The sequence below is a fragment of the Mesorhizobium sp. B263B2A genome (assembly GCF_020165775.1).
Classification (GTDB): domain Bacteria; phylum Pseudomonadota; class Alphaproteobacteria; order Rhizobiales; family Rhizobiaceae; genus Mesorhizobium; species Mesorhizobium opportunistum.
In genome coordinates, this window is the sequence record NZ_JAIUIU010000020.1 from 43530 (window position 1) to 56742 (window position 13213).

The 13213-nt window shown below is 63.4% G+C and carries 10 protein-coding genes; 9 read left to right on the forward strand and 1 reads right to left on the reverse strand.

The window, feature by feature from the left end; genetic code table 11:
• Positions 1-19 precede the first annotated feature (19 nt).
• From nusA to LB568_RS25790, 9 genes are all read left to right on the forward strand, one after another.
• A complete protein-coding gene (nusA, locus tag LB568_RS25750) occupies positions 20-1615 on the forward strand; it encodes a transcription termination factor NusA (protein ID WP_013891269.1) in 1596 nt (531 codons plus the stop codon).
• 38 nt (positions 1616-1653) lie between these two features.
• Complete coding sequence (locus LB568_RS25755; protein WP_224731589.1) at positions 1654-2304, forward strand: RNA-binding protein; 651 nt, start codon at positions 1654-1656, stop codon at positions 2302-2304.
• Positions 2301-4883, forward strand: coding sequence for a translation initiation factor IF-2 (gene infB / locus LB568_RS25760; RefSeq protein WP_023766976.1), 2583 nt, complete (start codon positions 2301-2303; stop codon positions 4881-4883). Before LB568_RS25755 ends, infB begins: the two co-directional genes overlap by 4 nt.
• 139 nt (positions 4884-5022) lie before the next feature.
• Positions 5023-5493, forward strand: a complete 471-nt coding sequence (gene rbfA, locus LB568_RS25765) for a 30S ribosome-binding factor RbfA (RefSeq protein ID WP_013891266.1) — start codon at positions 5023-5025, stop codon at positions 5491-5493.
• Complete coding sequence (truB, locus tag LB568_RS25770) at positions 5493-6500, forward strand: tRNA pseudouridine(55) synthase TruB (RefSeq protein WP_224731590.1); 1008 nt, start codon at positions 5493-5495, stop codon at positions 6498-6500. Before rbfA ends, truB begins: the two co-directional genes overlap by 1 nt.
• 44 nt (positions 6501-6544) lie before the next feature.
• Positions 6545-7639, forward strand: a complete 1095-nt coding sequence (gene corA, locus LB568_RS25775) for a magnesium/cobalt transporter CorA (protein ID WP_224731591.1) — start codon at positions 6545-6547, stop codon at positions 7637-7639.
• Between the two features lie 77 nt (positions 7640-7716).
• Positions 7717-8091, forward strand: a complete 375-nt coding sequence (rpsO, locus tag LB568_RS25780) for a 30S ribosomal protein S15 (protein WP_280940350.1) — start codon at positions 7717-7719, stop codon at positions 8089-8091.
• Between the two features lie 277 nt (positions 8092-8368).
• Positions 8369-10516: a polyribonucleotide nucleotidyltransferase gene (gene pnp, locus LB568_RS25785; protein ID WP_013891263.1), complete on the forward strand. Its 2148-nt coding sequence runs from the start codon at positions 8369-8371 to the stop codon at positions 10514-10516.
• A 69-nt stretch (positions 10517-10585) separates the two neighbouring features.
• Positions 10586-11599 (forward strand): class I SAM-dependent methyltransferase, encoded by a 1014-nt coding sequence (locus tag LB568_RS25790; RefSeq protein ID WP_224731592.1) that lies wholly within the window; start codon positions 10586-10588, stop codon positions 11597-11599.
• A 10-nt stretch (positions 11600-11609) separates the two neighbouring features.
• Here the strand turns inward: LB568_RS25790 and LB568_RS25795 are convergent, their stop codons facing one another.
• Positions 11610-13154 (reverse strand): putative bifunctional diguanylate cyclase/phosphodiesterase, encoded by a 1545-nt coding sequence (locus LB568_RS25795; RefSeq protein WP_013891261.1) that lies wholly within the window; start codon positions 13152-13154, stop codon positions 11610-11612.
• Between the last annotated feature and the right edge of the window lie 59 nt (positions 13155-13213).

Below are 13213 nucleotides of genomic sequence, written 5' to 3' on the forward strand. Positions count from 1 at the left end.
CAGGCTCGGGAGAAAAAACATGGTTGTAAGCGCCAACAGACTTGAACTGCTGCAGATTGCCGACGCCGTCGCGCGTGAAAAGTCGATCGACAAGTCGATCGTCATCGCCGCCATGGCCGATGCGATCCAGAAGGCGGCGCGCTCGCGTTACGGCCAGGAGACCAACATCCGCGCCGACATCAATCCCAACACCGGTGAGATGAAGCTGCAGCGGCTGATGGAAGTGGTCGAGAAAGTCGATGACTACGCCACCCAGATCGCCATTTCCTCGGCGCGCGAGCGCAATCCCGATGCCCAGCTTGGCGACTTCATCGCCGAACAGCTGCCGCCGATGGATTTCGGCCGCATCGCGGCCCAGTCGGCCAAGCAGGTCATCGTGCAGAAGGTGCGCGAGGCCGAGCGCGACCGCCAGTATGACGAATACAAGGACCGCATCGGCGAGATCGTCAACGGTACCGTCAAGCGCGTCGAGTATGGCAACGTCATCGTCGATCTCGGCCGTGGCGAGGCGATCATCCGCCGCGACGAGCTGATCCCGCGCGAAAACTACAAATATGGCGACCGCGTCCGCGCCTATGTCTACGACGTGCGTCGCGAGCAGCGCGGCCCGCAGATCTTCCTGTCGCGCACCCATCCGCAGTTCATGGCCAAGCTCTTCACCATGGAAGTGCCGGAAATCTACGACGGCATCATCGAGATCAAGTCGGTCGCCCGCGACCCGGGCTCGCGCGCCAAGATCGCCGTCATCTCGCGTGACAGCTCGATCGATCCGGTCGGCGCCTGCGTCGGTATGCGCGGCAGCCGCGTCCAGGCCGTCGTCGGCGAACTGCAGGGCGAGAAGATCGACATCATTCCGTGGTCGCCCTCGGCCGCCTCCTTCATCGTCAACGCGCTGCAGCCGGCGGAAGTCGCCAAGGTCGTGCTCGACGAGGACGCGGAGCGCATCGAAGTGGTGGTTCCCGACGATCAGCTGTCGCTGGCCATCGGCCGCCGCGGTCAGAACGTGCGTCTCGCCTCGCAGCTCACCGGCTGGGATATCGACATCCTGACCGAGGCAGAGGAATCCGAACGCCGCCAGAAGGAATTCGTCGAGCGCTCGGCGCTGTTCATGGAAGCCCTCGACGTCGACGAGATGGTCGGCCAGGTGCTGGCCTCGGAAGGCTTCACCAGCGTCGAGGAAGTCGCCTATGTCGATGCCGGCGAAATCGCCTCGATCGACGGCTTCGATGAGGACACCGCGTCGGAAATCCAGACCCGTGCCCGCGAATATCTCGAGAAGATCGAAGCCGAGCATGACGACAAGCGCAAGGCGCTGGGCGTCTCGGACGAGCTGCGTGAAATCCCCGGCATCACCACCGCCATGATGGTGACGCTCGGCGAGGACGGCGTGAAGACGATCGAGGATTTCGCCGGCTATGCCGCCGACGACCTGACCGGTTGGAAGGAACGCAAGGACGGCGAGACCAAGGTGTATCCCGGCGTTCTGGCCAATCATGGCGTTTCGCGCGCCGATGCCGAGCAGATGGTGCTGAATGCCCGTCTCAAGGCCGGCTGGATCACCGAAGACGAGCTTGCAGCCGAAGAAGCACCGGCTGACGAAGCCGTTGGTGCGTGAGGTGAAACCGCATCGCACACAACCCGCCCTTCGACGAGATGAACGATCGCACCTGCATCGTCACCCGCAAGCAGGCCGAACCAGATGAATTGATCCGGTTCGTCGTCGGCCCGGATTCGGCCGTCGTTCCGGATCTCAAGAGAAATCTGCCCGGCCGCGGTTGCTGGGTGAGCGCTGACCGCCTACATATCGAGAAGGCGGCGGAAAAGAACCTCTTTGCCCGCGCCTTTAAGGCACAGGTGGTCGTGCCGCCCGATCTGGGCGGCATGGTCGACGGGCTGCTTTCCAGATCCGCTCTGGGTATGCTGGGCCTTGCCCGCAAAGCAGGCGCGATTTCTCTTGGTGCCACCAAGGTCGAGAGCGCAGTGCGCGGTGGACTGGCACTTTTCGTGCTCCACGCGACCGAGGCGTCCGACGACGGCGTACGCAAGATCAGCCAGGCGCGGCGGGCGACCGTCCATATCGGCGGCCCCTCCATCCTTGCCTACAAACTTTTCTCCGAGGCCGAGTTGAGCTTGGCATTGGGGGGTACAAATGTGATACATGCTGCCGTCCTCGCGGGAGACGCGGGTAAGGCGGTCCAGAAGCGCATGGTTGCGCTTGACCGATATCGGGGCGGTACCCCGGACGATCTGGCAATGCTTGCGGCCGTTGCTGACGAAGATGATGCTGCAGAGGATATGGAATGAGCGATACGAAATCGGGCGACGACAAGACGTTGAGCGTTACGCCGAAGAAGACCTTGACGTTGAAGCGCCCCGGCATGGAACAGGGCACCGTGCGCCAGAACTTCTCGCATGGCCGTACCAAGTCGGTCGTGGTCGAGACCAAGAAGCGCAAGTTCTCGCTGCCCGGCGACAAGCCGGAGCCGGTTGCTGCTGCCCCCGCGCCCGTCTTCACGCCGAAGCCCGCGGCGGTCGTGGCCGCGCCACCCGTGGTGCAGGAAGCGCCCAAGGCGCCTCCGCCCCCGCCGCCTCCGGTCGAGCGCAGCGGCATGGTGCTGAACGAACTGTCGCGCTCCGAAATGGAAGCGCGTCGCAGGGCGCTTGAAGGCTCCAAGGTCCGCGAGGTCGAGGACCGTCAGCGCGCCGCCGAGGAAGCCAAGCGCCGCGCCGAGGACGAAGAGCGCCGCAAGCGTGAGCGTGAGGAATCCGCGCGCCGTCAGGCCGAGGAAGAGGCACGCCTGCAGACGGAAGCCGAATCCCGCCGTCGTGCCGAGGAAGAGGCGCGCCGCCGCGCGCCGCTGGCAGCCGAGTTGGCGACCGCCGACGAGGAGGAAGAGGTCAAGCCGAAGCGGACAGGTGCCGGTGCACCGGTGCGCCGCCCGGTCACGCCCGAAGTGGCGCGTCCGGCCAAGCCGACCAAGGGCGAGGAAGACCGCCGCCGTGGCAAGCTGACGCTGAACTCCGCGCTTTCCGACGAGGATGCGCGGGCCCGTTCGCTGTCGTCGATGCGTCGCCGCCAGGAAAAGTTCAAGCGCGCGATGCACAATGAACCGCGCGAGAAAGTCATGCGCGAAGTGATCCTGCCTGAGACCATCACCATCCAGGAACTGGCGCAGCGCATGTCCGAACGTGCGGTCGATGTGGTCAAGTTCTTCATGAAGCAGGGCCAGATCCTGAAGCCGGGCGACGTCATCGACGCCGACACGGCCGAACTGGTCGCCACCGAATTCGGCCACACGGTCCGCCGCGTCGCCGAGTCCGACATCGAGGAAGGCCTGTTCAACATCGCCGACAATGCCGAGGACCTGGTGTCGCGTCCGCCGGTCGTGACCATCATGGGCCACGTCGATCACGGCAAGACCTCGCTGCTTGATGCCATCCGCAATGCCAATGTCGTTTCCGGCGAGGCCGGCGGCATCACCCAGCATATCGGCGCCTATCAGGTCGAGAAGAATGGTCAGAAGATCACCTTCATCGACACGCCCGGCCACGCCGCCTTCACGGCGATGCGCGCTCGCGGCGCCCAGGCCACCGACATCGCCATCCTGGTGGTGGCGGCCGACGACAGCGTGATGCCGCAGACGATCGAATCGATCAGCCATGCCAAGGCGGCCGGCGTTCCGATCATCGTGGCGATCAATAAGATCGACAAGCATGACGCCGATCCGCAGAAGGTTCGCTCCGAACTGCTGCGCCATGAGGTCTTCGTCGAATCCATGGGCGGTGAAGTGCTGGACGTCGAAGTGTCGGCGACCAAGGGCACCAATCTCGACAAGCTGCTCGAGGCGATCCTGCTGCAGGCCGAAATCCTCGACCTGAAGGCCAATCCGGACCGCACCGCCGAGGGTGTCGTCATCGAGGCGCAGCTCGACAAGGGCCGTGGCCCCGTCGCCACCGTGCTGGTGCAGACCGGCACCTTGATGCCGGGCGACATCCTCGTCGCCGGCAACGAATGGGGCCGGGTGCGCGCTCTGGTCAACGATCGCGGCGAGCAGATCAAGGAAGCGCCGCCGGCAATGCCGGTCGAGGTACTCGGCCTTCAGGGCACGCCGCAGGCCGGCGACCGCTTCGCCGTGGTCAACAACGAGGCCCGCGCCCGCGAGATCACCGAGTATCGCCAGCGTCTGGCCCGCGAGAAGGCGGTCGCCAGGCATGCCGGCCAGCGCGGCTCGCTCGAACAGATGATGTCGCAGTTGCAGACGAGCGGGCTGAAGGAATTCCCGCTGGTCATCAAGGGCGACGTGCAGGGTTCGATCGAGGCGATCAACGCCGCATTGGACAAGCTCGGCACGGACGAGGTGCGTGCGCGCATCGTCCACGCCGGCGCCGGCGCCATCACCGAAAGCGACGTCTCGCTGGCGGAAACGTCGGGTGCGGCGATCATCGGCTTCAACGTCCGCGCCAACGTGCAGGCACGTGCCGCCGCCGCGGCCGCTGGCATCGAGATCCGCTACTACTCGATCATCTACAACCTCGTGGATGACGTGAAGGCGGCTCTGTCGGGCCTGCTGTCGCCGGAGCGCCGCGAAACCTTCATCGGCAATGCCGAGATCCTCGAGATCTTCGACATCACCAAGGTCGGCAAGATCGCCGGCTGCCGTGTCACCGAAGGCAAGGTCGAACGCGGTGCGGGCGTGCGCCTGATCCGCGACAACGTCGTCATCCACGAAGGCACGCTGAAGACCCTCAAGCGCTTCAAGGACGAGGTTTCGGAAGTCCCAGGCGGCCAGGAATGCGGCATGGCCTTCCAGAACTACGAGGACATGCGGGTCGGCGACGTCATCGAGTGCTTCCGCGTCGAGATGGTGACCCGGACGCTCTGAGTTCGAGTGGCTTGCTAATATCGGGCGGTGGTCGAAAGGCCGCCGCCCTCAAGCCTGTTGAGATCGCCTGTTGAGAATGACTGTTTGAGACATGAGGCACGGTCCTATCCCGAGCCTCACGCTTTCAGGATTGAGAAAAATGCCCCGTTCCACCACATCCGGCCCATCCCAGCGCATGCTGCGCGTCGGCGAGCAGGTGCGCCATGCGCTCTCCGAAACCTTGCAGCGCGGCGACATCATCGACCCGCTGATCGAGAATTCGGTCGTTTCGGTCTCCGAAGTGCGTATGTCGCCCGATCTCAAGATCGCCACTGCCTTTGTTTCTCCGCTCGGCGCCAAGGATGCCGAGGCCGTGATCGAGGCGCTCAACAAGCATGCGAAATTTGTCCGCGGCCGTGTCTCCGGCGCGCTTCGGCAAATGAAATACATGCCGGAGTTCCGCTTCAGGCTGGACACCTCCTTCGACAATTTCGCCAGGATCAACGACCTGCTGAAGTCGCCCGAAGTGGCGCGTGATCTCGACGCGGACGACGACAAGGCCCAAGAAGACAAGGCCCAAGAAGACAGGGCCAAAGACGACAAGGCCAAAGAAGGCAAGGACAGCGAATAATGGCGCGCCGCGGCAAGAAGAAGGGCCGGCCGGTCTCCGGCTGGGTGGTGCTGGACAAGCCCGTCGGCATGGGTTCGACCGAGGCCGTCTCCAAGATCAAATGGCTGTTCCAGGCCGAAAAGGCCGGCCATGCCGGGACGCTGGACCCGCTGGCGTCCGGTATGCTGCCGATCGCGCTCGGCGAAGCCACCAAGACCGTTCCCTACGTGCAGGACGGCGCCAAGGTCTATCGCTTCACCGTGGCCTGGGGGCAGGAGCGCTCGACCGACGACCTCGAAGGGCCGGTGACGAAAGAGGCTGACCAGCGACCGTCGGAAGCCGAGGTCAGGGCGCTACTTTCCAAATACACCGGCGTCATCATGCAGACGCCGCCGCAATTCTCGGCCATCAAGATTGCGGGCGAACGCGCCTATGACCTTGCCCGCGAAGGCGAGACGGTCGATATTCCGGCCCGCGAAATCGAGATCGGCCGTCTCGACATCGTCGAGCACGGTGCCGATCAGACTGTTTTCGAAGTCGAATGCGGCAAGGGCACCTATGTGCGCTCGCTGGCCCGCGACATGGGCCGCGATCTCGGCTGCTTCGGCCATATCAGCGAATTGCGCCGGGTCGAGGTCGAGCCGTTCACACAGGAGGATTTCGTCACCGTCGCGGAACTCGAGGCGGCCCGCTTCGGCGCGCCGGGCGAAGACGTTGTGGGCGAAGACATTGAGGGCGAAAGCAAGTCGGAAGCGGCCGATGCCGTCGACGTTGTGGAAGCGCCGGTCGATTTCGGGGCGATCGATGCGCTTCTGGTCGATACGTCCGCCGCGCTCGATTGTCTGCCGCAGATCGCCATCAGCGACGACGCGGCGACCAAGATCCGCCTTGGCAATCCGGTCATCATCCGTGGCCGCGACGCGCCTGTCGAAGCCGAGGAAGCTTGCGCCACGGCACGCGGCAAGCTGGTCGCCATCGGCGCCATCGAGCACGGCATGTTCAAGCCCAAGCGGGTCTTTGCCGGGTGACGGCTGTCGCCTAATCTCGGTTTCATTCTACGCTCGAGGGGCACATGGCAAAGGCCGAGGCGGTGAAAAAGCGGACGCCGGTGAAGACGCGGCGGCCACCGGTCGGGGCCTCGCCAGGCACGCTGATCGCCGATCCGGCGGCGCGCCGTTCGGAACTGCGGCTGACGATGATCTCGCCGCAGAAGTACAAGACCATCGAAAACGCCAGCATCGACGATGTCGAGGCCAATTGCCACAAATGGCCTGTCATCTGGCTCGACTGCACCGGTCTCGCCAACATCCAGCTGATCGAGGAGATCGGCCGCATCTTCAATCTGCATCCGCTGGCGCTGGAGGACGTCGTCAACACCGGCCAGCGGCCAAAGGTCGACTTCTTCGAGGACCATGCCTTCGTCGTTGTCCGCATGATCGACGATGTCACCTCGCACCGCTATGAACAGATTGCCCTCTTCGTCGGCGAGAACTTCGTCGTCACCTTCCAGGAGCGCGAGGGCGACCCGTTCGATCCCGTGCGCAAGCGCATCGAGAGTTCGGCGCCCAACCGGTTGCGGGCGCGCGGCGCCGATTATCTCGCCTATGCGCTGATCGACGCCATCGTCGACAGCTATTTCCCGCCGATCGAGGCGGCCGGCGATCTGGTCGACAGCATCGAGGATGAGATGCTGCACTCACCGCACAAGCATCAGATGCGGCAGCTGCACGAATTGCGGCGCGACGCCAATGTCCTCAAAGGCGTGCTGTGGCCGATGCGCGATGCGCTGGCGACGCTGATCCGCAACGACGTGCCTTATGTGAAGGCTGAAACCAAGGTTTTCCTCAACGACACGCTCGACCATTCGCTCAGGCTGATCGAGCTGGTCGAGACCCAGCGCGACATGCTGACGGGGCTGATCGAGATGCACCTGTCGCTGAGCCAGGCCCGCACCAACGACGTCATCAGCTATCTCACCATCGTCTCGGTCATTTTCATGCCGCTCACCTTCCTGGTCGGTGTCTGGGGCATGAACTTCGATCCTGAATCCTCGCCATGGAACATGCCGGAGCTGAAGTCCTACTACGGCTATCCCGTATCGCTCCTGTTCATGGCAGTTGTGGCGGTCGGGCTGATTGCCTTCTTCAAGTGGAAGAAATGGCTTTAGCAGCGACAAAACTTGCCATTTGGGCTGGAAAAGCCGGCTTGTGAATTGGGCTGGTGTTTTCCGGGGAATTGCACTATATGCGCCGCAGCATAGCGCCACGACGCTTTGCTTGCACCGGCCCCTGCTGGACGACATCCCGGCTGAGGGCGACCCGTTTCCTCGAACAGATAAGGAAAAGCACGATGTCGATTACTGCCGAGCGCAAACAGGAATTGATGGGTGAATTCGCAACCGCCAAGGGCGATACCGGTTCTCCGGAAGTCCAGGTGGCCATCCTTTCCGAGCGCATCAAGAACCTGACCGACCACTTCAAGGACCACAAGAAGGATAACCATTCCCGCCGTGGTCTGCTCGCTCTCGTCTCCCAGCGCCGCAGCCTGCTTGATTATCTCAAGCGCAAGGACGACGCGCGCTACCAGACGTTGATCGAGAAGCTCGGTCTGCGCCGTTGACGAATTGACTGGCGGGCTTTCCTCGGAAAGCCCGCCAGTCGCGCATTCTGCCAGTCTTATGGATTGGCCAGACCCGGTTTCGAGCGCGCAGAGGGCCACTCGAAACCGCCCATGGACGGTCATGGGGCAGGATTGCAGGACGCTCGCGCGCTCACCGCGCTGAAACCACCCGAGCTTCCCGTTGTCTTGCCCGTGGCTGCCCGAGAAAGGAAGCCAGGGAAAGGGCATCCGCGCACCGTGAAACGGCGCGCCCCTTTCCGCTTATTAAGGACAAGATATGTTCAACCACCACAAAGTGGAAATCGAATGGGGCGGCCGTCCGCTCATCCTCGAAACCGGCAAGATCGCGCGCCAGGCTGATGGCGCCGTGCTTGCCACCTACGGCGAGACCAAGGTGCTGGCCACCGTCGTTTCGATGAAGGAGCCGAAGCCCGGCCTCGACTTCTTCCCGCTGACCGTCAACTACCAGGAAAAGACCTATGCCGCCGGCAAGATTCCGGGCGGCTATTTCAAGCGTGAGGGTCGTCCGAGCGAGAAGGAAACGTTGGTTTCCCGCCTCATCGACCGCCCGATCCGCCCGCTCTTCGCCGACGGCTACAAGAACGACACGCAGATCGTCGTCACCGTGGTCCAGCATGACCTCGAGAACGATCCGGACATCCTGTCGATCGTCGCCACCTCGGCCGCGCTGACCCTGTCGGGCGTTCCCTTCATGGGCCCGGTTGGCGGTGCCCGTGTTGGTTACATCAACGGCGAATACGTTCTCAACCCGCACATCGACGAGATGCAGGAATCCAAGCTCGACCTCGTCGTCGCCGGCACCGCCGACGCCGTGCTGATGGTTGAGTCCGAAGCCAAGGAACTTGGCGAAGAGCTGATGCTCGGCGCCGTCATGTTCGGTCACAGGGGCTTCCAGCCGGTCATCGACGCCATCATCAAGCTGGCCGAGGTCGCCGCCAAGGAGCCGCGCGATTTCACGGCGCCGGACTATTCCGTGCTCGAAGCCGAGATGCTGAAGATCGTTGGTGACGAGCTCAGCAACGCCTACAAGAACGTCGACAAGCAGAAGCGCTACGCCGCCGTCGACGCCGTCAAGGCAAAGGTCAAGGCAGCCTTCGCCCCGGCCGAAGGCGACGAGGCCAAGTACACGTCCGAGCAGATCGGTTCGGTGTTCAAGGAACTGCAGGCCAAGGTCGTGCGCTGGAACATCCTCGACACCGGCTCGCGCATCGATGGCCGTGACTTGAAGACGGTCCGCAAGATCGTTTCCGAAGTCGGCGTGCTGCCGCGCACCCACGGTTCGGCGCTGTTCACCCGCGGCGAGACCCAGGCGCTGGTCGTTGCCACGCTCGGCACCGGCGAAGACGAGCAGTATGTCGATTCGCTGACCGGCATGTACAAGGAGAAGTTCCTCCTTCACTACAACTTCCCTCCCTATTCCGTCGGTGAGACCGGCCGCATGGGTTCGCCGGGCCGCCGTGAAATCGGCCACGGCAAGCTCGCCTGGCGCGCCATCCGCCCGATGCTGCCGAGCGCCGACCAGTTCCCCTACACGCTGCGCGTCGTCTCCGAGATCACCGAGTCCAACGGCTCGTCCTCGATGGCCACCGTCTGCGGCACCTCGCTGGCGCTGATGGATGCCGGCGTTCCGCTGGCCAAGCCCGTCGCCGGTATCGCCATGGGCCTGATCAAGGAAGGCGAGCGCTTCGCCGTTCTGTCCGACATCCTGGGTGATGAAGATCACCTCGGCGATATGGACTTCAAGGTCGCCGGCACCACCAGCGGCATCACCTCGCTGCAGATGGATATCAAGATCGAAGGCATCACCGAGGAGATCATGAAGATCGCGCTGGACCAGGCCAAGGATGGCCGCCAGCACATTCTCGGCGAAATGGCTCATGCCCTGACCGGTGCCCGTCCCGAACTCGGTGAGTTCGCGCCGCGCATCGAGGTGATGCACATCCCGACCGACAAGATCCGCGACGTCATCGGCTCGGGCGGCAAGGTCATCCGCGAGATCGTCGAGAAGACCGGCGCCAAGATCAACATCGAGGACGACGGCACGGTCAAGATCGCTTCCTCGAACGCCAAGGAGATCGAGGCGGCGAAGAAGTGGATCCACACCATCGTCGCCGAGCCGGAAGTCGGCGAAATCTACGAAGGCACGGTCGTCAAGACCGCTGATTTCGGCGCCTTCGTCAACTTCTTCGGTCCCCGCGACGGCCTGGTCCACATCTCGCAACTCGCCAACGAGCGCGTTGCCAAGACCTCCGACGTCGTCAAGGAAGGCGACAAGGTCTGGGTCAAGCTGATGGGCTTCGACGAGCGCGGCAAGGTCCGCCTCTCGATGAAGGTCGTCGACCAGGCCTCGGGCAAGGAAATCGTCCGCGACAAGAAGTCCGAAGGCGAAGAAGACGCCGCCTGAGCGGTCTGACAGGAAAATCGAAGCGGGGGGGGCTTATGTCGCCCCCGCTTTCGTTTATGGAGCAAAGGCATGTCCGCTGAGGCGCTGAAGACGCTGTTCCATCCGTTCGAGGCCGAGGCCATCGCTCTGCCGCGAAAGGATGAGCGCATGCTCTTCCTCGGCGCCGAGCCTGGCCTGCGGCTGCCGCAGGGTTTCGAGGCCGCGCTGCATGTCGTGCAGGGCTTCCGCCCGCATTTCCGCGCGTTGCAGGCGGCGAAATTCACGGTTACGCCGCAACCGGAGGGGGACGGTTTCGATGCCGCGCTGGTGCTCGCCGGCCGCCATCGCGGGCAGAACGAACTGCGCATCGCGGAAGCGCTGGAGCGCGTGGTGCCGGGCGGATTGATCGTCGTTGCCGGCGGCAAGGATGATGGCATCGCCAGCCTGCGCAAGCGCATCGACGAGCTTGTGCCGCTCGATGGCCATATGCCGAAATATCACGGCATTGCCTTCTGGCTGCGCCGTCCTGCCGATCCGGCGGCCGCACAAGAGTTGCGTGCCGCCAATCCCGTCTTGCTGGTCGAAGGCCGATTCCACACCGCGCCCGGCATGTTCTCCTTTGATCGGATCGACGTCGGCTCGAAACTGTTGGTGGATAATTTGCCCGGCGATCTGCGTGGCAACATCGCCGATTTCTGTGCCGGCTGGGGTTATGTGGCGGCGGAAGTCGCTTCACGGTCCCCTGGCATCACGGCGCTTGACCTCTACGAGGCGGATTTCGCGGCGCTGGAGGCGGCCAAGCGCAATCTCGGCGCGGCGGCCCTGGTGCCGGGCTTCTTCTGGCTCGATCTGCTCGCCGAACCTGTCGAGCGGCGCTATGACGCCATCGTCATGAACCCGCCATTCCACCGCGCCCGTGCGGCTGAGCCGGAAATCGGCGCCGGCATGATCCACGCGGCAGGCAAGGCGTTGAAGCCGGGCGGGCGGCTGTTCATGGTCGCCAATCGCCAACTGCCTTACGAGCCGGTTCTCAAGACCGCCTTCTCCAGCCACGCGGAACTTGCCCGCGACGGTATGTTCAAGGTGTTGTCCGCGCGTCGCTGAAACGATGCGTTCAATGCAGATTGGCGACGCGCCGGACTTCATCGGTGGCGTGGGCGTCAGTCACGCTGAACTTGAGCGGAGCCGGCCGGCCGAACAGGTAACCCTGCACCACTTCGCAGCCAGCTGCCCGTAGCAATGTCGCCTGGCTCTCGGTCTCGACGCCTTCGGCGATGATGCTGACGCCGAGTGCACGCGAGAGCCCGACAATGGTCGAGACGACCGCGCCCGAGCTGGAATCGGTGTCGATGCGGCTGACGAAGGAACGGTCGATCTTGAGCTTGCCGAACGAGAAGTCGATGAGATAGCTGAGGTTGGAGTAACCGGTGCCGAAATCATCGACGGCGACCGAGATGCCCATTTCGGCAAGCTCTTTCAGGATGGCGGCCGCACGGTCGCGATCCTGCATCATCGCCGTCTCGGTGACTTCCAGTTCCAGCCGTGACGGCTTGATGCCGGTGGCCCTCATCGCGTCGCGGACGATACCGACGAAGTCCTTGGTCATGAACTGGACCGGCGAGATGTTGACGGCGACGAAGCAATCGTCCGGCAGATGGCGGGCGTCGCTGCAGGCTTTGCGCAGAACCCACTCGCCGATCGGATTGATCATCCCGGTTTCCTCGGCGATCTGGATGAACTCCATGGGCGGGATCATGCCGCGTTCGGGGTGGTTCCAGCGGATCAGGGCTTCATAGCCGACGATGCGGCCGGTCGGCAGGTCGAGCTGCGGCTGATAGTGAAGGTCGAAATCCCCGCGTTCGAAAGCAGTGTGCAACTCGGATTCGACCCACTGGCGATAATCGGCGACACGCCCCATCTCGCTGTCGAAGACCGACCAGTTGCCGACGCCGCTGGCGCGCGCATTCTGCAGCGCCAGGTTGGAGCGGCGCAGGATAAGCACCGGATCGACGCCATCCTTGGGCATGGCCACGATACCCACCGACAGGCTCACCGATTGCTGATGGCTGCTGAGTTCATAGGGCTCCATCATTTCGTCGATGAGCCTTTCGACCATGCTTTCCATCGTTCCCGGGATCTGATGATCCGGCAGCAGCACCGCGAACTCGCCGGCGCCGATGCGCCCGATCAGCGCGCGTGCGGGCACGCAGCTCTGCAGCCGCTTGGTGAAGGCGCGGATCAGTTCGTCGCCCTGGGTATAGCCGATCGCGTCATTGATCTGCTTGAACCGGTCGATGTCGATGTCGATCAGGAACACCGGTTCGCCGGTCCGGCTTGTCGTGCATGCCGCCTCGGCGATTTTGCCGACCATCGCCGGGCGCCCCAGCAGTCCTGTCAGCTTGTCGAAATGGGTTTCGTTGAAGACGAAATCCGCCGATTCATCGACGCCGGCGAAGAAGGACATTGCCGCAACCGACGCCGCCAGCGCGCAAAGCGCAGCCATGATCGCGACCATCATGTCCGCCGATATGCCGGCAAACCCACCGCCGAGGCCGTACTTGAGACCCCAGATGCCAAGGACGAAACTGCCAATACCCGAACTTGCTATCGTGAGCAGTCGGAACACTGGTGTTCGCTTCGGATTGCTGACGGCAGGCATTAAAAATCCCCAGACTGCGGGACTCTATAGCGGAAATCTTCTTAAAATGAGTTGCCGCG